A 21,254-nucleotide genomic window follows, 5' to 3' on the forward strand; every position below is an offset into this window, starting at 1 on the left:
GGCGCCATGCTGTTCGACACGCTCTTCATCAACGGGGTCATCTACACCCATGATCCGTCCCGCCCCCGCGCCAATGCCATTGGCGTCAATGCCGGCCGGATTATCAGCCTCGACGACGAGCTGCCGGCCACGCACTTCCGCAAGGTTTACGACCTCGGCGGTGCCGCCGTCGTTCCCGGTTTCAATGATGCCCATTGCCACCTGTCCATGGTGGGGCTGGCCGAATTGCAGGTGGACCTGCGTCCGTCCGTTTGCCCGACGATGGAGGACCTGCTCGCCGCCGTTGGTACTGCCTGCGCCGATGCTCCCGAGGGCGCCTGGATCCAGGGTGCCGGCTACAACCAGAATTATCTGGACGGCCAGCACCCCACTGCGGAGCAGCTTGACGCCGTCAGCAACGGCCACCCGGTCTGGCTGATCCACAACTCCCGCCATATGGGCGTGGCCAACACGGCCGCTTTCGAAGCCGCCGGCTTCAGCGGACGCCGGGGAGCACAAGCACCCGACGGCGGTGCCGTACCGGTCGATGCTGACGGCCGTGCCGTCGGGCTGCTGCAGGAAACCGCGCGGGCACTGGTCACGGACCACATCCCCATCCCGAGCGTCGACGACGTCGCCGCGATGGTCGACGCCGGCAGCCGCAAGGTGCTGCCGCTCGGCGTCACCAGCATCACCGAGCCGGGCCTCGGCGCTCCCGCACACATCGGCCATAGCCCCACCGACATCGCCGGTTACCAAACCGCGCGCGACGCCGGAAAGCTGGGCGTGCGCCACCGTGATGCCCTACCTGACCACGCTGCACCCCTTGGACGATTCAGATGAAACAGGCGCTCCGTGGGGTCTCGATCTGGGCATCCGCAGCGGTCTGGGCGACGAATGGCTGCGGATCGGGCCCACCAAGATCCTCTCCGACGGCTCGCTGATCGGCCGCAGCGCCTTCATGAGCCGCGACTACGCCCTCGACTCCCCCGACGAAAACGGCAACCGAGGGCTGCTGCAGTTCCCGCAGGAGATGCTGCGGCAACGCATTATCGGTGCCCACTGCGCGGGCTGGCAAGTGGCCACCCATGCCATCGGCGACGCCGCCCTGGACGTGGTGATGGACATCTTCGCGGAAGCCCAGCAGCTCTTTCCCCGCCAGGACGCCAGGCACCGCATCGAGCACGTGTCGGTTGCCAGCGACGCGCAGATCCGCCGGATCAAGGACCTGGGCCTGATCCCGGTGCCGCAGGGCCGGTTCGTCTTCGAACTGGGCGACGGCGCGGCCCAGGCGATGGGACCGGAGCGGGTCAAGCTCACCTACCGGGTCAAGGGCCTGCTTGATGCCGGGCTGGAGATTCCGGCGAGCACGGACGCCCCTGTCGTAGAAGTGAACCCGATCCTGAACATCCACGACATGGTCAACCGCAAGACGGCTTCCGGCGCAGACTTCGTCCCCACCGAGCGGATCACAGTGGCACAGGCGGTCCATGCCTACACCGTGGGCAGCGCCTATGCCGTCCACGAAGACCAGTACAAGGGCACTCTGGCACACGGCAAGCTCGCCGATTTCGTCGCCCTCTCCGAAGACCTGTACGAGGTCGCCCCGGAAAACATCAAGGACGTCGCCGTCACCGCCACTGTGGTCGGCGGCGCAGTGGTCCATGGTGAACTGTGAGAATCTGTGTGTCACCCGCCACGACCCGGCTTCCGATGCCCACGCTAAATCCGTAAACTCGGACGTTCAGGCGGCTGATGCCGTCCCGCCCTCTTCCACGTCATCACCAACCAGCAGGAGAACACATGACTCTTTATGCCGTCACCAACCCGGCCACCGGTGAAACCGTCAAGGAGTACCCCACGGCTACCGACGTCGAAATCCAGACAGCCTTGGAGCGCACGGACAACGCCTTCCGGCGGTGGACCCGGAGCCCGCTGGAGGAGCGCGTAAAGCTGCTCAACCGCGTTGCCGAGCTCTATGAGGAGCGCCGCGACGAGCTCGCCGCCATCATCACCCGCGAAATGGGCAAGCCCATCCGCCAGGCCGGCTTCGAGGTCGACATCGTCGCATCGATCTACCGCTACTACGCCGAGAACGGACCCAAGTTCCTGGCGGACGAAGAGCTCGACGTCGTTGCGGGCGGCAAGGCTGTGGTCCGCAGGGAAGGCCTCGGCGTACTGCTGGGGATCATGCCCTGGAACTACCCGTACTACCAGGTGGCCCGCTTCGCCGCGCCGAACCTGATGAACGGCAACACCATCCTGCTCAAGCACGCACCCCAGTGCCCGGAATCCGCCCTGGCCATGGAGCAGATCTTCAAGGACGCCGGCGCACCCGAGGGTTCCTACGTCAACATCTTCGCCACCAACGAGCAGGTCGGCAACATCATCGCCGACCCACGCGTCCAGGGTGTCTCGCTCACCGGTTCCGAACGCGCCGGCGCTGCCGTGGCCGAAATCGCCGGCCGCAACCTGAAGAAGGTCGTGCTGGAGCTCGGCGGTTCCGATCCGTTCCTGCTACTGGATACCAAGGATCTGGACAAGTCCGTCAAGACCGCTGTCTTCGGCCGCATGACGAACGGCGGCCAGGCCTGCAACGCGTCAAAGCGCTTCGTCGTGCTGGAGGACATCTACGACGAGTTCGTGGAGAAGTTCAGCAGCGCCCTCGCTGCCATCACCCCCGGTGATCCGACCAATCCCAAGACCTACCTAGGCCCGCTGTCCTCACAGGCCGCGGCCGACAACCTCGCCAAGCAGGTGGACTCCGCGGTCGCCGAAGGTGCCGTGGTTCGCACCGGCGGCGGGAAGGTCAGCGACGATTCGGCCTTCTTCCAGCCGACTGTGCTGACCGATGTCACCCCCGACATGGCAGCCTTCCGCGAGGAACTCTTCGGGCCGGTCGCCATGGTCTTCAAGGCGTCCTCCGAGGACGAAGCCATCCGGCTGGCCAACGATACGCCCTTCGGCCTCGGCGCCTCGATCCATACGAACGACGCCGAAAAGGCCCAACGCATCGCCGAGCAGATCGAGGCCGGAATGGTCTACATCAACGAACCGGGCGGCACCGCGGCGGAACTGCCGTTCGGTGGTGTCAAGCGCTCCGGCGTCGGCCGTGAACTGGGCAAGTACGGCATGGACGAGTTCATCAACAAGAAGCTGGTCCGTACCTCGGGCCGGTAGAACGCGTCCTGCGGCTCAGGCTGCACAACGGCGAAGTGGCGGGAACCATTGCGGCTTCCCGCCACTTCACTGCATACCCGAGGGCTGCGGCCGGTATGCCTAGGTGAAGTTGAACTGTCAAGGTTTGACGGTTCCGTACATGTGATTCCCTTAGTGCATGGCTACGCCGACCGGTAATCATCGTCCGTACGTACTCGTACATATGGCCGTTTCGCTCGATGGCTCTTTTTCCGGGTTCCAACCGGACGTCTCTCAGTTCTATTCATTGGCGGCCGAGTGGCAAGAGGATGCCACGCTCGTGGGAGCCGACACGATATTGGCTCAGGAGAACGAGTTGGCGGGTGCCGACCTGCCGGGCCCGAAAGAGGGCGGTCCTGTACTTGCCGTTGTGGATAGCGGGTGTCGGGTAAGCGCCTGGAATGCACTCCGCGACGTTGGCCATTGGTCGCGCGTGATTGCTTTGAGGGGCAATGTCCCCAGTCCGACACACGGAGTGGAAGAAATCGTCACCGGCGGCCAACAAGTCGATCTTGCAGCCGCATTGGCTGAGCTGCGGAGCCAGCACGCTGTGCAGAGGCTCCGCGTAGATAGCGGCGGCAACTTAGTTGGTGCCCTGATGGCCGGAGGCCTCGTCGACGAAACCAGTTTGCTCGTGCATCCCGCCCTCGTCGCTGATAGCCATCGTCGTCCTTGGTGGGGTGGAGGGCATGCAGTGCCTACGTTCCAATTAACCGACCTTGAGGCGCGGGCGATCGGCGACGATATTGTTCAACTGCGGTATCGGCTCGTCTGGTGAAGATGTGAGCTGTTCCTGTTGCAAGCGGAGCGCTCTGATGAGGTAACGCGAGCGCAAACTGGGCCGGTCAACGGGCATCACTTAGCCGGTGACCGGCCCCTGCCATTTCGCGTAGGCCTTTGATCCTAGCTTCAGCATCCGAAACTGCGCGCGGACTACCCCTGTGCAGAGAGCCTAGGCACTAGGCGCTCGCGCGGTCGATCGAGGAGCCAAGCGCCCGGGAGATCGCGTCCGCGGCGGCCACTGCCTGCGGCGCAAACTGCTCGATTGTGGAGCCGGGGTACTCAAGCTCAAGCGATGAGATCGACAGGCCATACATCACTCGTCCGAGGTGATCCCGGATCGGAGCTGAGACGCACACCGTGCCGCGCTCATTCTCACCGAGATCCAGCGCGTAACCGCGTTGACGCACGTTAGCGAGCTCTGTGCGCAACTGTTCGGGATCGGTGATGGTCTTGTCGGTGCGGGGCGGCAGGCCTACCTCGGCTACCAACTGGGCCACCTGCTCAGACGTCCAGCTCGCGAGCACAACCTTTCCCATGCCGGAGCAGTGCATCGGCATCGGTAACCCCACGCGCGAAGCCATCCGATAGGGCTTCGAAGAGTCCTTGCGGATGACGTACACCATCTCGAAACCGTTCACGACGCCGACGTGAACCGTGCAGTCGACTTCGCGTACGAGCTTCTCGACGATCGGCTCCGCGATGAAGGAGATATCGAGCCGGGAGATGGCCCGGCCAGCAATGCCGAGGAGACGGGAGCCGGGGTGATAACCGCGATCGCTATCGCCGGTGATGAACTTCAACTCCGCCAACGTCGCGAGAATACGGTGCACAGTCGCCTTGGGCAGCCCGGTCTCTTCGACGATGTCAGTGAAACGGTCGTAGAGAATCGCGGCCTCGAGCACCCGCAACGTTTTCTCACTCGCGCCCATAGATGGCGCCGGGCTCGTGTCAAGCTCCTTGGGTTCCCCGGTCATGATCCGCATCATCTCATGTCGGCAATCGCGACGCCATCCATGTCATCGAAGGCCTGGTTCTCGCCGGCCATCGCCCACACGAACGAGTAATTCGACGTTCCGACACCCGAGTGGATTGACCACGACGGCGAAAGCACCAGTCCCCCATCACCGACAAGCATGTGACGGGTCTCGGACGGTTCGCCCATGAGGTGAACGACGCGGGCCTCCTCGGGTACATCGAAGTAGACGTAAAACTCGGTGCGGCGGTCGTGAGTATGCGCGGGCATCGTATTCCACATGCTGCCGGCGTGCAGTTGCGTGACGCCCATGACCACTTGGCAGCTGCGCACGCCGTCTTCGTGAATGTACTGGTTGATCGTCCGGCGATTCGAGGTCAGCGGATCGCCGAGCTCTCGGACCGTGCCCTGGCCGGGTTCGACGAGCGCCGTCGGGCAGGTGGCATGCGCGGGCGCCGAGAAGCCGTAGAAACGAGCAGGCGTCGCGGCATCGTCGGACTCGAAGGAAACGTCCTTCACGCCGCGGCCCAAGTACAGGCACGCGCCATTGGCCATCACATGGCGCTCACCATCGGCACGGACGGCACCCGCCCCTCCAATATTGACGATGCCGATCTCGCGGTGATCGAGGAACTGCTCACTACGGATCTCCGGCACTGCCTCGAGTGCGAGCGGCGCGTCAGTCGGCATAGCGCCGACGGCGACCACGCGATCGTAGTGGGTGACGATGGTGCGCACAGCGCCAGGAATAAAGAGATCCTCGACGAGATAGCGGTCGCGCAACTGCTGCTGCGTGACCCCGGGAATTTGCTCGGGCGAAGTGGGGCCGTAAACGGCGGTCATGGTTTTTCCTTCCATTGGGGAGTCAGAGCAGGCCCATGAGGCCAGGGAGCCACAGGGAAAGCTGTGGGACGAAGACGATGACGAACAGCAGCGCGATGAGCACGACAAGGAACGGCATCAATTTGGCGATAACCGGCTCAAGCTTGACCTTCGCCACCTGGGTTCCGACGAATAGCACGGGCGCCGACGGCGGCGAGATCACTGCGATCGAGAGATTGAAGACCATCACGATTCCGAAGTGCACCGGGTCGATCCCGTAAGAGACCGCGATCGGCAGGAAGATCGGAGTGAAAATCAGGATCGCCGGCGTCGGGTCAAGCGGGATACCGATCAACAGCAGAACAAGCATCATGATCAGCAGCACGACGATCTTCGAGTCAGTCCACCCGAACAGCGACTCGGCGATCAACTGCGGCAGCCGGGCGTAGGTCATCACATAGGACATGATCGTCGACACCGCGATCAGGAAGATAACGATCGCGCTGGTACGGCAGGCGTCGAACAGGACTCGCGGCAGGTCCTTGACCGAGATGGTGCGGTAGAAAAACGAGAGCAGCAGCGAGTAGATCACGGCCACGGCCGAGCCCTCCGTCGGGGTGAAGAAGCCAGCGACAATGCCCCCGATCGCTACCACGATCAAGCCGAGCGACGGAACAGCGCGCGCGAACGTAGCCAGGAAGACCGGGAACTTGGGCCATGGCTCGCCCCGCAGCTCGGGGTGCCGGCGAGCGTAGACCAACCCGACAACCGCGCATACGAGAGCCCAGAGGATCCCGGGAATGTAACCCGCGACAAACAGCGCGCCAAGTGACGTGCCGCCAGCAGCGAGAGAGTAGACGATAAGCGTGTTGCTCGGCGGGATCAGCATTCCGGCCGGTGCCGAAGCGATATTCGCCGCCGCACTGAAGGCGCGGTCATAGCCCGCCTTCCGCTGCATCGGAGACATCGTAGAGCCGATGGCGGCGGCGCTGGCGACGGCGGAACCAGAAACGGAGCCGAAGATTGCGTTTGCGATGACGTTCGTCTGCACGAGTGGCGCGGGCGTACGGCCTACGAGCACTCGTGCGAGATTGATGAGCCGCTCTGCAATACCGCCGTTATTCATTATCACGCCAGCCAGAATGAAGAACGGGATGGCGAGCAACGCGAACGAGTCAGCACCGCCGATCATCTGTTGCGCGGAAGTGATGGCGCCTCGCTCAAAATCTACGATCAGCAGCATACACAGGGCCGACGGCAGGGCGATCGCTATTGAGACAGGGGCGCCAATCGCGAGCAGCAAAGCTAGGCCGCCGATAAGGATGACGCTGATGGTACTGGGCTCAATCACAGCGATGCCGCCTCGAGGTCCTCGTCGTGATCCACATGGCCGGCATAACGGCCAGAGAAGGTCCCAACGATATGGATGGTCAGGTAAATGGTCAACAGCACGCCGGAGATCGGCAAAGCCAGGTAGAGCTGGCCCTGTGTGAGGGGCAGCAGCGGATTCTGCTGCCCCCACGCGAGGGCGGACTGCTGGAAGCCACCAAATACCATCACGTACAGCACGAACGCGAGCGTTGTGAGGTAGGCGATGATGTCTGCGACTCGTTGGAGCGATACGGGCAGTCGTGCCACCAGGAAGTCCATGATGACGTCAGCCTTCTCACCGACCGCGATGGCGATTCCGATCAGGCTGACCCACACGAATGTGTGTCGCGCTGCTTCCTCGGACCACGCGCTTGGCTGTCCGAGCACCAGGCGGGTGAAGACCTGCCAGGCCACGAGCAGCACCAGCAGCGCGAAGAGGGTGACACAGGTTGCTCGGAGCGTGCCATCGAGCCATGCCCGTGCAGTCTTCATGAGCTTCGCTGTTGCCATTAGCTGCGCGCCGCCTCGATGGCGTCGTAAACCGTCTGTGCGACCTCGGACGTGACGAGCTCTTCATGCAGCGGGCGTGTCGCCTCACGGAACACCTCGGTGTCGACCTCGCTGAACTTCGCACCAGCTTCCTCGGCTGCGGCGGCTGCCTCCTCGACAGCGGCACCGAACAGCTCGAGTTCGGTGTCGACCGACGCCGTCAGCAGCTCCTCGAAGATGGCGCGGTCCTCCTCGGAGATGCCGTCCCAGACGGTCGGGCTCGTGACCAGGTAGTCGGGCATCATCAGATGCTCAGTGCGCGAGTAGTAGGGCGCAATCTCGTCGTGCGACAGCGTGGAGTAGATAAGCTCGTTGTTCTCTGCGCCGTCAAGCACGCCTGACTGGATTGCGGTGTAGACCTCACCCTGTGCCATTGGGGAACCGACGCCACCCATAAGTCCCATCATGCGTACGTTCGTATCCGAACCGATAACTCGGATCTTCTGACCCGAGAGGTCGGCAGGCGTCTCAACCGGGCCAACGCTTGAGTACACGTTGCGGACACCACCGTGATACGCGGAGAGCACGTGGATATTGTCGTCCACCAGCGTGTCGTACAGGCCGCCTACGACCTCTGGGTCGTTGAGCACGCTCATCTGGTGCTCGGGCGACTCGTAAAGGTAGGGCAGGTTCACGACCGAGAAATCCGATTCGAAGTTCTCCAGCAAACTGCCGGCCACGACGGCAAAGTCGATGGTGCCCGACTGCACCTGCTCTATGGTGGCCGCTTGGTCACCGAGCGTCTCATCGGCATAGAGCTCAAGCGCATACCGCCCGTCGGTCTGGGTCTTGAGCTCATCCGAGAGCTGCAACAGCGCCTGAGCCTGCGGGTGGTTGATGTCCTGGTTGAATGCAACGCGGAGGACGGTCTCACCGCCGCCGTCTTCCGCGGAGGCGGAGCACGAGGCAAGTGCCATCGTAGTGATTGCGGCTGCGCTCAGTACGCCCAGAATCCTTTTTCCCTGCATGAATTTCTCCTCGTCGAGTCATTTGATCGATGTGATTTGCACCACCGGCGCGATCGAAGACTACTATAACCAGATAGAACACAGTTGCGCCAGACGGAACTTATGACGGAACATGGTTCCATCATCACTACACCGACCCGAAGAAGGAGAGATGGCATTGCGAGCAGCTAGATACATCGGCGATCAGAGGATCGAGGTGGGCAACGTTGAAGCCAAACCGCCTGCAGCCGGGGAGGTCACCATCCGAGTGGCTTACAACGGAATCTGCGGCACCGACCTGCACATCGTGCAGGGCCACATGGATACACGCGTTGCCCTACCGGCAGTGATCGGCCACGAGATGAGCGGCATCATCAGTGCGATCGGCCCAAAAGTGGAATCGCTGGCACCGGGCCAGCCAGTCACTGTGATGCCCCTGCGTTGGTGCGGGGAGTGCGCCTCCTGCCGCGCCGGCCACCAGCACATCTGCCAGCATCTTGACTTCGTCGGTATCGACTCGCCCGGCGCACTGCAGGAGCAGTGGACGGTGCCTGCCTCCCTCGTGGTTCCATTGCCCGAGGGCGTCTCCCTTGAGCATGCGGCGCTCGTCGAGCCGCTCGCAGTAGCGGTGCACGACGTGCGGCGCTCGCGGCTCGCGGCGGGCGAGACCGTCGTCGTAATCGGTGGCGGGCCCATCGGCCAGCTCATCGCCATCGTGGCCCGTGCCGCAGGCGCAGAGGTAATCCTGGCGGAGCCCGACGCCGACCGTCGCGCGTTCGCCGCGCAGTGCGCAATCGTCGTCGATCCCATCGAAGGCGACCTCGCCGCCGTCGTCGATGAACACACCGGCGGCGCCGGGGCCGATGTCGTGTTCGAGGTCGCAGGCACCCGCGGCACCGCGCTTGACGCCACTCGGCACGCTCGCACCCGCGGGCGCGTGGTATTCGTCGCGATCCACCCCGAACCGGTGCCCGTCGATCTCCATCGCATCTTCTGGCGCGAACTCGAGGTGCTTGGCGCCCGTGTTTACGAGCGCGAGGACTTCGTGCGCGCCATCGAACTGCTCGCCTCCGGCGTGGTACCGGCAGACGCGCTCATCACGCGCATCGTCCCGCTTGACGACACCTCGGAAGCGTTCGAGGCACTGCTCGCAGCGTCCGCTATGAAGATTCTTGTCGACGTGCAGGGGGTGCGCGCGTGAGTATCTCATTTGACCTGACCGGTACGACGGCCGTGGTCACCGGCGCCCGCAGAGGCATCGGCTTCGCCATGGCTGAGGGGCTCGCAATGGCCGGCGCCGACATCATTGCGGCATCCGCCAGCCAGGAGGCCGACGGGGGTGCGATCGGTGCGCGAGTACGCGAACTCGGACGCACTTTTGAGGGATATGCCGTCGATTTCCGCGACCGCGATGCCGTCGCCGCCTTCGGGTCGGCTGTTCAGGATCGTGCTGACATCCTGGTGAACAACGCCGGCACCATCCGCCGATCGCCCGCGGCCGAGCATCCGCTCGAATGGTGGGACGAGGTGCTCGATGTGAACCTGCGCAACCAGTTCGTCCTCACGCAGGCCGTTGCGGCCGGGATGCTTGAGCGCGGCTACGGTCGCATTGTCTTCACAGCGAGCCTGTTAAGTTTTCAGGGCGGCATCACCGTGCCGGGGTACACCGCGGCGAAGTCGGGCATTGCCGGTCTTGTGAAGGCGCTCAGCAATGAATGGTCCGCGCGGGGCGTCACGGTGAATGCGATCGCACCGGGCTACATTGCCACCGACAACACCGCTGCCCTGCGCGCCGATGAGGACCGCTCGCAAGCCATCCTCGATCGCATCCCAGCCGGACGCTGGGGCAGTGCCGAGGATCTGCAGGGTGCGACGGTCTTCCTCGCCAGCCCATCGGCCGCCTACGTCACCGGCGTCACGCTGCCGGTCGACGGCGGATGGATGGCACGATGATGCGCGAGCTAAGCGGCGTTGTCCCGCTTGCAACCGTCGACGACGACGCGGCCGCCGATGTGATCGCCGACGGCCTCGTCGCCGGCGGGCTGCCGGTGCTTGAGGTCGCGCTGCGCAACCCTTACGGCATGGCGGCGATCGAGCGCATTGCCGCGCGAGGTGACGTTCTTGTCGGCGCCGGCACCGTCCTCGATCGCGAGCAATTGCGCCGTGCACTCGACGTCGGCGCAGCATTTGTCGTCGCTCCGGGTCTTGACGAGGAGATCGTGGAAGCCGCGCTCACCGCGGGTGTGCCGGTGCTGCCCGGGGTAATGACACCAAGTGACATACAACGCGGCATCCGCCTCGGACTTGAACGGCTCAAGCTCTTCCCCGCCGGCGCCGCTGGCGGGCTCACCCTCATCAACGCGCTGGCCCCGGTCTTTCCAGGCGTGCGCTTTATGCCCAGCGGCGGAGTGAGCACCGCGAATCTCGGCGAGTACCTGGCGCATCCGGCCGTCTTCGCGGCGAGTGGCTCGTGGATCGCTGCGCCCGCGCGTATCGCGGCAGGCGCCGAAGCAGTCGCTGAAGCAGCGCGGGAGGCGGTCGCGGTTCGAGCCGAGGCAGGCCAGGGGGCAGGGCGATGAGCGTCGTCGCGCTCGGTGAGTCGCTGGGGCTGCTTGTCGCCGGCCGCATCGGCAGGCTTGAGCTCGTGCCTACGATGGATCTGGGCTTCGGCGGTGCCGAGAGTAACGTCGCGATTGGCTTGGCACGCCTAGGCGTGCCCGTGACCTGGATGAGTCGCCTCGGTGACGACGCGCTCGGTCGCCTCATCGAGCGCCAGCTTCGGGCCGAGGGTGTCAGCGCCGCGACGACCCTCGATCCGACGGCGCCTACCGCCCTCATGCTGAAGGAGCGTCCGGCGGCGGGCTCCAGCGCCGTCTCGTACTATCGTGCAGGCAGCGCAGGCTCTCGTCTCGCGCCGGAGCACCTCGACGTCGCCCGCATTCGGGAGGCCCGTATCCTGCACATCACCGGCATCACGGCCGCGCTTGGTGCTGGGCCGCGCGCCGCGTTGGACGCCGCGATCGACGCAGCCAAGGATAGCGGCACTATCGTCTCATTCGATGTGAACCACCGCTCGCGGTTGTGGAGCCATGCAACGGCAGCCTTCGCATACCGCGAGATCGCGGCCCGCGCCGATGTCGTCTTCGCCGGCGATGATGAGGCAGAACTGCTCACCGGCGAGCGCGAGCCGGCCGCGCAGGCGGCGGCGATTATCGAACTGGGCCCAACGCAGGCGATCGTGAAGCTCGGAGCTGAGGGCGCATATGCGCTTGCCGATGGCCAGGCCGTGGAACAGTTGGCATTTCCCGTGCACGCTGTCGACACAGTCGGCGCCGGGGACGCGTTCGTCGCTGGCTACCTGGCTGAGCTCCTCGCGGGCGCCTCGCTAACTGAGCGTCTGCGCACGGCCGCTGCCTGCGGCGCGATCGCCTGCACGGCGCCTGGCGACTGGGAAGCGGCCGCTGACCGTGCCGCGATCGAGCGCCTGCTCGGAGCCGGCGACCCCGTGCAACGCTGACGCCCGGATGCCAGGGGCGGCGCTACGGCCCCAGACCGAAGATGATGAACCGATCCGGATGAACCAGGGTGCCAGCCACGCGGGCAGTCCAGGCCGGAAGGATAACTGAAGGAGCCTTCGGGCCTAAGCACAGAGGGGCGGAGCACACTGCATCCGGCCCCTCTGTGGTCTGGTCTCAGTCTTGGAACGGCTCGGACGGCTACTACGTCCTAAAGTCTCCGGATGGCCCACCTCTAGAGCGCTTCGTCCACTGGCACATTGGCCTGATACTCTCGCCCCTCGGCCTCGCTAAACGCTGTCATTAGGTGCCCTTTTTCCAGTCCCAGTACCGTGCTTAAGGGGAAGTGGCCGGTAATAGTATTCCCTGAATGCTCAACACCGCTGAGGTCAAAGTTCTCCTCGGTGCCGTCGTGGCTGAAGCAGTAGAACGAGACGGCTTCGCCGTTGATGAACTCGATTCCCATTCTGCGTTGGTGGGAATGGTCCGGGGTGGCAGCCACGAGGCCGACCACATAGGGCCCCGACCCGGGGATGTTGCCGTCTATATCGAATTTCGCTACCAACGTGGATTCCTTGGCTGCGATGGATACGTGCTTAAGAAGTGCGTTGTGGGAACTCATGGCTCCATCCTGCTTTCTGCACTCGTATTCGTCTACCCTTCTCGGTGCCTATGCCACGATAGGCGCACCGAACCAGGTGGTGAGAGCGTCGGGGAGCCCCGGGTCAGTCGGCTCTCCCACCCAGGCGACGTGCCCATCGGGCCGAATCAACACCGCGGTGGGTGCAGGAACCGCCCCGATTGCGGGAAGCTCCCAGCCACCGGCATATTCCGCGTCGACCAGCTGGACCCGGTCTGCCCATAACGTGATGTCGAAGCGGCCGGGCTCGCCGAGGTTGAGGAGCACGGGCTTCGCCCGGTGCAGCAGGGTGAACAAGCGGAGCGGACCGTCGGTGGTGGCCAGGTCAAGATCGGGCATGCGGCGCCCGAGCAGGGGATGCCCCTCGCCGAGGTCATAGTGGACGTCCAGGCCTGACATCATGGCCCCGAACCGCTTCCGCGGCTCGTCCATGCTCAGCAGCTCGGAGACTGTGTCGCGCAAGGCAGCAGTGCGCTCGTCGGGACGGCGGAGCGCGACTTGCGCCATGGAGTTCCGCAGCACGCGGGCAGCAACCGGATGCCGCTCAGCGTGGTAGGTATCAAGCAGGCTCTCTGGTGATGTTCCGTTGACGACCTGAGCCAGCTTCCAGCCCAGATTCACCGCATCCTGCATGCCCGTGTTGAGGCCTTGTCCGCCGTCCGGGGCGTGCACGTGCGCGGCGTCGCCGGCCAGCAGGACCCGCCTGTCCCGGTAGGCTGCGGCCTGCCGTGCCATGTCGGTGAACCTGGAGATCCACGTGGGATTGTGGACCCCGTAGTCCGTCCCGTAAACGGCGATGAGCGCCTCGCTGAGATCACGCAACGTGGGTTCTGCCGTGTTTCCCACGTTTGCCTCAGTCACCATGACCTGCATAGGCCCGCCATCCAGGAAGACCACCGCGCCGTCGCGAATTTCGTACTTCAACTTGCCGAGGGCATGGAGGCCGAGTGCATCGCGGCGAATGCCTAGCTCCGGCTCCTCGGCCATCTCGACCTCGGCGATCAGGTTGCTGACGGTCGGATCACTGCCGGGGAACTCGATGCCGGCCGCCTTACGAACCAGGCTTCGCCCGCCGTCGCAGCCGACAAGGTACTCCGCCCGCAGCTGCCCGCCGTTGGCCAACTTGATGTCGACGCCGGTGCCGCCCTGAGCGAAACCGGTCACCTCGCGCCCGCGATAGATTGGCACGTCCAGTTCGTTGACCCAGCCGGCCAGGATGCGCTCGATGTGGATCTGCCACAGCCCGAGCCCATAGTTGTGCCGGGTGGGGAAGTCGCTGATATCCAAATGGGTGCCGCCAAACCCGGCGACCTGCGCCACCTGCCCCTCCGACAGGAACCGATCGGCTATCCCACGCTGGTCCAAGACCTCGATAGTGCGCGAGTGCAAGCCACCTGCGCGGGCGCCGTCAAGGTCTTGGCTGGGACGCCGCTCGACGATGGCCACATCAACCGCTGCCAACGCCAACTCACTCGCCAGCATCAGCCCCGTGGGACCTCCTCCGGCGATCACCACCGCATGCTCGGTCATCGACACCCTGCTACCCCATTCCCTGAGTTCCCGCGTTTGCCGATTATCCGGCCGGGCCGGGGGCTTGCCGCAAGCCCCCGGCCGGGATATAGATTGGAAATAGGAAGGAACGGGTTACTTGGACTCGGTCAGGGTCCGTCAGGTAGCCGGACTTTCCTCTCGCCCTTGAGTGCGCCCTCCATGGTGTCTTGCCAGACCGGGCCAGCCACTTCCGAACCGGTCAGGTCCCGATAGGTGTTGCCGTAGGCCTCCACCCGGGTCAGCGGATACTGTGCGCCACCCCTCGGGTCGCCCAGCCACACGGCTGCCACCAGTTGAGGCGTGCCGCCCACAATCCAGTTGGCGGCGAAATCGTTGGTGGTGCCCGTCTTGGCTCCCGCTTCCCGGCCTTCGGGGCGGAGCCGCGGGCCAAGAGTGCCGGTTCGCTTGAACGGTTCCTTGAGCACATCGGCCACAGTATCGGCTATGTCCTCATCAATCGCCTGATGGCAGTCAGCGTCCGGGACCGGCAGCTCTTCCTTGGTGCCGGTGCGCACTGCCTTGATGACCGTCACCGGTTGGCAAAGCACTCCCCCGCCCATGAAGGCGGAGTAGGCATTGGCCATCTCCAGCGGGCTCACTTCGTAGGCACCCAGGGCCAGCGAGGCTTCCCGCCCAACCAGCTGATCGGTCGGGATGGACGTGATGCCCAGTGTTTCGGCCATCTTGGCCGCGTTGATAACGCCGACGCGTTCAATAAGGCGGACGAAGTACACATTCACCGAGCTGCGGATGGCCTCGTAGGCGTTGATGACCCCGTAGTCGCGGTTGCCGTAGTTGACATAGCCGCCGCGCGGGTTATCGAGTTTCGACGATCGGTAGGGTCCGTCAGCGCGTAGCCGGGTGGAGGTAGGAATGCCTTGGTCCAGCGCCTCGGCCAGAATGATGGGTTTCATGGCAGACCCGACCTGGAAGGCGTTTCTGGCGTAGATCACTTCCGTCTTGCCCTTGCCCTCGCCCCAGTCCCGGTTCTGGGCGATGGCCGCGATATGGCCCTTGCCCGGCACGATGATCGCGGTACCGAGGGCCGCACGGTTGGTGTTGCCCAGTGCTTTCTCGACCGCAGCCTGTGCAGCGTCTGCCGCTTTCCGGTCCAACGTCGTCGTTAGCGTTAAACCGCCCAGGTGGAAGCGCTCCTGACGGACCTCAGGCGTCTTCCCGAACGCCTTGTTCGTCAGGATTTCCTCCCGGACAACCTCGCAGTAGAAGGGGTACTTGGATTCCCCGCAGCTGGACGGGGCCGCTCCGCGCTTCACGGCCAGGTCCGAGTCCAATGCCGCCTGAGTCTCTTCGGCAGTCAGGACACCTCGTTGCTCGAGCACCGTCAACACGGTGTTGCGCCGTTCCGTGGCACCTTCGGGGTTGGTAAAGGGGTCGAGATCAACGGGTGCCTTGAGCATGCCGACCAGCAGTGCCGACTGGATATGGTTCAGTTTCGACGCCGTCGTGCTGAAGTAGATACGGGCGGCCGCCTGCACCCCGTAGGCGCCATTGCCGAAGTAGACGGCGTTCATGTACTGGGTGAGGATCTCGTCCTTGGACAGCTGCTTCTCCAGCGCAAGCGCGTATTTGGCCTCGCGGATCTTGGCATTGTAGGTGACGCCGACTGCCACCTGCTCCTCGACTTCGTCCCGCGCATGGTTAACCAGCATGTTCTGGACCAACTGCTGGGTGATGGTGGACGCGCCCTGGACATTCTCGCTGGTCACATTGTTGATCAGCGCGCGGGTGACACCGAGGGGGTCCACGCCCCGATGCTCGTAGAACCGCGCGTCCTCGGTTGCGATCAGTGTTTCCTTGAACGCCTCGGACACCTGGTCCAGCTTCACATCTGTCCGGTTTTCACTGTAGATGCGGGCAAATTCCTTGCCGTCCTTGTCCAGCAACACCGTATGCTGCGGCAGCGGGCGGTCCACCGGCAGGTCAGTCGGCAGCTCCTCCCACATGTCCAGCACGGAATTGCCGGCGACAGACAAGCCCACCGCAGCGGGTGCCACGATCATGCCTGCACCCAAGGCCGCGACCGCGACGCTGGCCAACCAGAGATCGATGCGCCGCTGGCCGGCACGTCTCTTCGGGATTCGGCCGGGGCGGGCTTCCGCCAGCAGCTCGTCGAGATTGACCGGTTCCGGTTTGTTGCGTCCCCATAGCCGCATGATGTTTCGTGGGGGAATTCCGGTGCCGGTTACACCTGTTGCGTAACCGGCCGCTGCCGCGCATTACGAGGGGCTGTTGGGAAGGCACCCCTCGGGCGCCGCTGGTTTTCCCACACCCCTCCTTTGCCAAGATGGAGCAGATAAGAAAACAGTAGAACCTCCTCCCGGCGTTGACTAGGGCGTCAGGCATAATTGTGGACAGGACCCAAGCGGGCGGCCAGGAAGTCGTTCCAGGTTCTGCGGCCTCCCGCCTGGTCTGGTGCCAGATTCGCGCCGTTCCGGAACGCGCGTGCAGCGCCGCCCGGCATCCGGACCGGCACGATGAGGCGGCGGCGGCCGGTGGCGCGCAGGTAGCCGCTGATCAGATCCGCCAGGGAATGCACCTGCGGCCCTCCCATCTCCGGGACCAAGCCGGCCGGTTCGCTGCGAGCCAACTCGGCCAACCGTGCCGCCACTTCCGCTGCATCGATCGGCTGTACGCTGAGCCCGGCGGGAACCGGTATCACGGGCAGCTTGGCCATCCCCTGCGCCATCATCAGCACCAAGTCGTGGAACTGGGTGGCCCGCAGGGTCGTGTAGGGCACGCCGGAATTGGCAATGATCAGCTCGGCTGTCCGCTTGGCCCCGATGTAGCCGAACATGGCTCGGTCGATGCCGCTGGTGACCGGCGTGCGGTCCGCGCCGACCACCGAGATGTAAACAAGATGCCGGATGTTGGCCCCGGCCGCGGCCCGGACTAGGTTGCGCGCCTTTTCATCATCCCCTTTGCCGCTGCCGGCGCAGTGAATAATGGTTTCCACTCCTGCCACCGCCGCTTCGATGCCCTCGCCCGTGGCCAAGTCGCCGGTTACGAACTCGACGCCTTCCGCAGGTTCGCGGCTGGCCCGGCTAAGCACGCGGACGCGGCAGCCGGCTTCCAGCAGACGCGGAACGAGATGCCGCCCCAGCGTTCCGGTTCCGCCGGTTACCAGCACCGGCGTCGTCGTGCTGTGTTCTTGATTAGTGTGCAACTGCATTGTTGTTCCCCTATCAGGATTGTTACTCGTTATCGTGGTTCACTGTTATGACCCTTCCGGGCGGGAGAATGTGACAGATGGACGATCTTGAACAGCTGGCCGAGCAGTTCGAGCCGCACCGGGCCCGGCTCCGCGCCATGGCATACCGGATGCTCGGTTCGCTCAGCGAGACCGACGACGCCGTCCAGGAGACCTGGCTGCGGCTCAGCGGCACGGATGCAAAAAGTGTCGAAAACCTTGGCGGGTGGCTGACAACCGTGCTCGGACGGGTCTGCCTGAACCTGCTGCGTTCCCGCAACACACGCCAGGAACAGCCGTTCGGGCTGCACATGCCGGACCCCTTGGTGAGCAGTGTCGAAGGAAGTGATCCGGAGCAGGAGAGCTTGCTCGCCGACTCCATCGGGCTCGCGCTGCTGATTGTGCTGGACACCTTGACTCCTGCCCAGCGGCTGGCTTTCGTGCTGCATGACTTGTTCAGCGTTCCGTTCGACGAGATTGCCGAGGTTGTCGACACCTCGCCGGCAGCGGCCCGGCAACTCGCCAGCCGCGCCCGCCGCCTGGTAGAGCAGGATTCCCAAATTCCCGACGCCGATCCAGTGCGCCAGCGCGAAGCGGTGGACGCGTTTTTCGCAGCCTCCCGCCACGGCGATTTCGCTGCGCTCGTCGCGGTGCTGGATCCCGACGTCGTGCTTCGTTCCGACGGCGGACCGGCGCGTCCCGCTGCCACCACCGTCCTGCGCGGCGCATCCACGGTGGCCGGGCAAGCGGTCACATACCAGCAGCTCGCTCCGTTCGTGCGGCCGGCGCTGGTCAACGGTACCGCCGGAGCGGTGATAGTCCCGCGGAAGCAGGCGGTTTCAGTCATGGCTTTCACCGTCAGGAACGGAAAGATCGTGGCAATAGACGTACTCGCCGATCCAACGCGGCTCGACCAACTGCCGCTTGCTTTTTAACCAAAGGACATGACCATGACACCTCAGGCCAACCGGGAAAGCACCATGCGGGCGATCGTGCAGGACGTGTACGGCTCCGCGGAGGTCCTGCACCTTGCGCAGATTCCACGCCCGGTTCCCGCGGAGCACGAAGTGCTAGTCCAGGTGCGGGCGGCCGGGCTGGACCGGGGCGTCTCGCACCTGACACGGGGACGGCCCTACTTGGCCCGGCTGGCCTTCGGGCTCCGCAAACCGAAAAACCCAGTACCCGGGATGGACCTCGCGGGCATCGTCGTCGCAGCCGGCCCGGCAGTGACCAGGTTCGCCGTCGGTGACGAAGTGTTCGGATTCGGCCGCGGCTCCTTTGCCGAATATGCGGTGGCACGCGAGAATCAACTGGCCACTAAGCCGCCAAGCCTCACTTTCGAGCAAGCCGCGGCCGTTCCGGTATCAGCGGTCACCGCTTTGCAGGGCCTGCGCGACGCCGGCCGGATCGAGCCGGGGCAGAAAGTGCTGGTTATCGGTGCGTCCGGCGGGGTCGGCTCCTTCGCGGTTCAGCTGGCCAAGGCCTTGGGTGCGCACGTCACCGGCGTCGTCAGTACCGCAAAGCTCGACGCCGTTCGTTCCCTTGGCGCCGACGACGTCATCGATTACACCCGCGAAGACTTTGCCGACGGCACCAGACACTACGATCTGATCCTCGACATTGCAGGGAACCCCTCGCTCGCCCGGCTGCGCCGCGCGCTGAACCCGGCCGGAACCGCCGTCATCACCGGCGGGGAAGAAGGCGGAAACCTGACCGGCGGCATGAACCGGCAACTGGGGGCACTTCTCCTGTCGCCCTTCGTCGGCCAGCGGTTGACCATGTTTATCGGCAAGGTAAGCTCCGCCGGTCTCGAAGAGCTGACCGGGTTCATCGAGGCAAAGAAGGTCAAGCCAAGGATTGACAGGACCTTTCCGCTGGCCGAGGTCCCCGACGCGTTGCGTTACCTTGAGGCCGGCAAGGTCTGCGGGAAGGTTGCCATCATCATCTGATCGGCTACCGCCCCAAGTGCCGGCGGGAGATTTCGCGTTGGAGCGGCACAGCGATGCGGCGTGGTGGAAGATGGAGCCATGGATGCTGTCGACGCACTCAATGAGATTGCCTTCTGGCTCGAACGTGAACTTGCTCCCAGCTTCAAGGTGCAGGCTTTCCGCAAGGCCGCCACCGCCATTCGCAGTCTGGAGCCTGAGGAGCTCGCTGCCCGCGCCAGGGACGGCCGGCTCAAGAACATGAAGGGGATCGGCAGCAGGACGTTCGAGGTCATCAGCCAGGCGGTCGACGGCGGGGTGCCCGACTACCTCGCGAAGCTGCGGGAACGTTCGGCCCAGCCGCTGGCCGAAGGCGGGGCGGAATTGAACTCGGCCCTCCGCGGTGATCTGCACAGCCACAGCAACTGGTCCGACGGCGGGTCCCCCATCGAAACCATGGCTGACACAGCCCGGATGCTGGGACGGGACTACCTGGCGCTGACCGACCACTCCCCCAATCTGACGATCGCCAATGGCCTGAGCGCCAAGCGGCTTACCGAGCAGCTGGACGTCGTCGCCGAGATCAACCAGGGGTCCGACGGGTTCCGCCTGCTGGCGGGGATCGAGGTCGACATCCTGGAAAACGGCACACTGGACCAGACGCCCACCATGCTGCAGCAGCTGGACGTTGTGGTGGCCAGTGTGCATTCAAAACTCCGCGCCGATAAGCGCACCATGACCAAGAGAATGCTCGGCGGCATCACGGATCCCCACACCAATGTGCTGGGCCACTGCACGGGCCGACTGGTCAAAGGGTCGAGGGGCACCCGGCCGGAATCGGAGTTCGACGCCGACCGGGTTTTTGCCGCCTGCGCCGAGAACGATGTCGCCGTCGAGATCAATTCGCGGCCCGAGCGGCAGGACCCGCCGGACAACCTGATCCAGCTTGCCCTGGACACCGGCTGCCTGTTCAGCATTGACAGCGACGCCCACGCGCCCGGCCAGCTCGACTTCCTGCAGTACGGGTCCGAGCGCGCCGCTCGGAACGGCGTCCCGGCGGAACGGATCATCAATACGTGGCCTTTGGAGCGGCTGCTGGAGTGGACGGGCGCCGGAAAATAACCGGACCAAGGCCGCGGGCGGGAACCGGGATTTTTGTTGACCTTGGAGTGGGCTCCAAGGTTTAAGCTGAAGCCATGACTGGCTTACAGGCGCCTCACGCGCTGAAAGTTGGCGAGTTGGCCAAGGCTGTCGGCGTCTCCACGGATGCGCTCCGCTACTACGAGCGCGCGGGTCTGCTCCCGCCGCCGGACCGGTCCCCCGCGGGCTACCGGTTGTATCCGCCCAGCGCCGCGGACCGCGTGCACTTTATCCAGGGTTGCCAGCGGCTGGGCCTCCGGTTGGCCGAGATAGCCGATCTGCTGGACGTCCGGGATACGGGCCGATGCCCGTGCGAACCTGCCGAGTCTTTGCTCCGCCGGCGGATCGGCGAGCTGGACCGGGAGCTGGACCGCCTCACCCGGTTGCGCTCCGATCTGCAGGCCATGGCCGACCAATTGCACGGCACGGACTGTCCGGATCCGGCCCCCGGTACGTGGTGTCCGCCCGGCACGAAAAACATAAAGGAGGTGAACCTTGATGCACACCAAGAGGGCGTGTCCCTGCTGCGATGACCCTGCCTGCGACGGAAGCTGCTGCGGCGGCGGTTGCTGCTGAACGCGGTCCAGAACAACGACGGCGGCACTCCAGGTGGGATTTCCCTCCCACCGGAAGTGCCGGCGTCGTACGTAGTT

At 64.6% G+C, this 21,254-nt stretch carries 21 protein-coding genes; 12 read left to right on the forward strand and 9 right to left on the reverse strand.

The window, feature by feature from the left end; translation table 11 throughout:
- The first annotated feature begins 6 nt into the window (after positions 1-6).
- From AC20117_RS24065 to AC20117_RS04425, 4 genes are all read left to right on the forward strand, one after another.
- A complete protein-coding gene (locus AC20117_RS24065; RefSeq protein WP_250645155.1) occupies positions 7-822 on the forward strand; it encodes an amidohydrolase family protein in 816 nt (271 codons plus the stop codon).
- Positions 806-1,657 (forward strand): amidohydrolase, encoded by an 852-nt coding sequence (locus AC20117_RS24070; RefSeq protein ID WP_250645156.1) that lies wholly within the window; start codon positions 806-808, stop codon positions 1,655-1,657. Before AC20117_RS24065 ends, AC20117_RS24070 begins: the two co-directional genes overlap by 17 nt.
- A gap of 125 nt (positions 1,658-1,782) precedes the next feature.
- Positions 1,783-3,159, forward strand: coding sequence for an NAD-dependent succinate-semialdehyde dehydrogenase (locus AC20117_RS04420; protein WP_074700817.1), 1,377 nt, complete (start codon positions 1,783-1,785; stop codon positions 3,157-3,159).
- Between the two features lie 157 nt (positions 3,160-3,316).
- A complete protein-coding gene (locus AC20117_RS04425; RefSeq protein WP_074700816.1) occupies positions 3,317-3,955 on the forward strand; it encodes a dihydrofolate reductase family protein in 639 nt (212 codons plus the stop codon).
- A 181-nt stretch (positions 3,956-4,136) separates the two neighbouring features.
- Here AC20117_RS04425 and AC20117_RS04430 read toward each other — a convergent pair whose 3' ends face one another.
- The 5 genes from AC20117_RS04430 to AC20117_RS04450 are packed head-to-tail and all read right to left on the reverse strand — an operon-like array spanning position 4,137 to position 8,643.
- On the reverse strand, positions 4,137-4,934 hold the full coding sequence (locus AC20117_RS04430; protein WP_158300430.1) for an IclR family transcriptional regulator: 798 nt from the start codon (positions 4,932-4,934) through the stop codon (positions 4,137-4,139).
- Between the two features lie 8 nt (positions 4,935-4,942).
- Positions 4,943-5,776 (reverse strand): 5-dehydro-4-deoxy-D-glucuronate isomerase, encoded by an 834-nt coding sequence (gene kduI / locus AC20117_RS04435; RefSeq protein WP_074700815.1) that lies wholly within the window; start codon positions 5,774-5,776, stop codon positions 4,943-4,945.
- 22 nt (positions 5,777-5,798) lie between these two features.
- Positions 5,799-7,106: a TRAP transporter large permease gene (locus AC20117_RS04440; RefSeq protein ID WP_074700814.1), complete on the reverse strand. Its 1,308-nt coding sequence runs from the start codon at positions 7,104-7,106 to the stop codon at positions 5,799-5,801.
- Complete coding sequence (locus AC20117_RS04445; RefSeq protein ID WP_074700813.1) at positions 7,103-7,636, reverse strand: TRAP transporter small permease; 534 nt, start codon at positions 7,634-7,636, stop codon at positions 7,103-7,105. Before AC20117_RS04445 ends, AC20117_RS04440 begins: the two co-directional genes overlap by 4 nt.
- Positions 7,636-8,643: a TRAP transporter substrate-binding protein gene (locus AC20117_RS04450; protein WP_074700812.1), complete on the reverse strand. Its 1,008-nt coding sequence runs from the start codon at positions 8,641-8,643 to the stop codon at positions 7,636-7,638. Before AC20117_RS04450 ends, AC20117_RS04445 begins: the two co-directional genes overlap by 1 nt.
- Before the next feature lie 151 nt (positions 8,644-8,794).
- On the opposite strand from AC20117_RS04450, the gene AC20117_RS04455 reads away from it, so the two are divergent.
- The 4 genes from AC20117_RS04455 to AC20117_RS04470 are packed head-to-tail and all read left to right on the forward strand — an operon-like array spanning position 8,795 to position 12,139.
- On the forward strand, positions 8,795-9,823 hold the full coding sequence (locus tag AC20117_RS04455) for a zinc-dependent alcohol dehydrogenase (protein ID WP_101632535.1): 1,029 nt from the start codon (positions 8,795-8,797) through the stop codon (positions 9,821-9,823).
- Positions 9,820-10,575: an SDR family oxidoreductase gene (locus AC20117_RS04460; RefSeq protein WP_083339728.1), complete on the forward strand. Its 756-nt coding sequence runs from the start codon at positions 9,820-9,822 to the stop codon at positions 10,573-10,575. Before AC20117_RS04455 ends, AC20117_RS04460 begins: the two co-directional genes overlap by 4 nt.
- Positions 10,572-11,201 (forward strand): bifunctional 4-hydroxy-2-oxoglutarate aldolase/2-dehydro-3-deoxy-phosphogluconate aldolase, encoded by a 630-nt coding sequence (locus tag AC20117_RS04465; RefSeq protein ID WP_211482303.1) that lies wholly within the window; start codon positions 10,572-10,574, stop codon positions 11,199-11,201. The genes AC20117_RS04460 and AC20117_RS04465 overlap by 4 nt, the downstream gene beginning before the upstream one ends.
- Positions 11,198-12,139 (forward strand): sugar kinase, encoded by a 942-nt coding sequence (locus AC20117_RS04470; protein WP_074700811.1) that lies wholly within the window; start codon positions 11,198-11,200, stop codon positions 12,137-12,139. The genes AC20117_RS04465 and AC20117_RS04470 overlap by 4 nt, the downstream gene beginning before the upstream one ends.
- Before the next feature lie 233 nt (positions 12,140-12,372).
- On the opposite strand, the gene AC20117_RS04475 is transcribed toward AC20117_RS04470, so the two are convergent.
- The 4 genes from AC20117_RS04475 to AC20117_RS04490 all read right to left on the reverse strand — a co-directional run bounded on the left by AC20117_RS04475 (position 12,373) and on the right by AC20117_RS04490 (position 17,518).
- Positions 12,373-12,759, reverse strand: coding sequence for a hypothetical protein (locus AC20117_RS04475; protein WP_074700810.1), 387 nt, complete (start codon positions 12,757-12,759; stop codon positions 12,373-12,375).
- A 48-nt stretch (positions 12,760-12,807) separates the two neighbouring features.
- Positions 12,808-14,307 (reverse strand): FAD-dependent monooxygenase, encoded by a 1,500-nt coding sequence (locus tag AC20117_RS04480; protein ID WP_074700809.1) that lies wholly within the window; start codon positions 14,305-14,307, stop codon positions 12,808-12,810.
- A 128-nt stretch (positions 14,308-14,435) separates the two neighbouring features.
- Complete coding sequence (locus AC20117_RS04485) at positions 14,436-16,502, reverse strand: transglycosylase domain-containing protein (protein WP_236777440.1); 2,067 nt, start codon at positions 16,500-16,502, stop codon at positions 14,436-14,438.
- Positions 16,503-16,684: 182 nt separating this feature from the next.
- Positions 16,685-17,518, reverse strand: a complete 834-nt coding sequence (locus AC20117_RS04490) for an SDR family oxidoreductase (protein ID WP_074700808.1) — start codon at positions 17,516-17,518, stop codon at positions 16,685-16,687.
- 77 nt (positions 17,519-17,595) lie between these two features.
- Between AC20117_RS04490 and sigJ the strand changes: the two genes are divergently transcribed.
- The 4 genes from sigJ (at position 17,596) to AC20117_RS04510 (ending at position 21,134) form a co-directional block, all read left to right on the forward strand.
- The gene (gene sigJ, locus AC20117_RS04495) at positions 17,596-18,471 is read left to right on the forward strand and encodes an RNA polymerase sigma factor SigJ (RefSeq protein WP_074700807.1); all 876 of its coding nucleotides are present in this window, start codon (positions 17,596-17,598) and stop codon (positions 18,469-18,471) included.
- 9 nt (positions 18,472-18,480) lie between these two features.
- Complete coding sequence (locus AC20117_RS04500) at positions 18,481-19,485, forward strand: NAD(P)-dependent alcohol dehydrogenase (protein WP_236777441.1); 1,005 nt, start codon at positions 18,481-18,483, stop codon at positions 19,483-19,485.
- Positions 19,486-19,563: 78 nt separating this feature from the next.
- Positions 19,564-20,583 (forward strand): PHP domain-containing protein, encoded by a 1,020-nt coding sequence (locus tag AC20117_RS04505; protein WP_074700806.1) that lies wholly within the window; start codon positions 19,564-19,566, stop codon positions 20,581-20,583.
- 74 nt (positions 20,584-20,657) lie between these two features.
- Positions 20,658-21,134, forward strand: a complete 477-nt coding sequence (locus tag AC20117_RS04510) for a heavy metal-responsive transcriptional regulator (protein ID WP_074700805.1) — start codon at positions 20,658-20,660, stop codon at positions 21,132-21,134.
- Positions 21,135-21,254 lie beyond the last annotated feature (120 nt).

The organism is Arthrobacter crystallopoietes (assembly GCF_002849715.1).
Classification (GTDB): Bacteria; Actinomycetota; Actinomycetes; order Actinomycetales; family Micrococcaceae; genus Crystallibacter; species Crystallibacter crystallopoietes.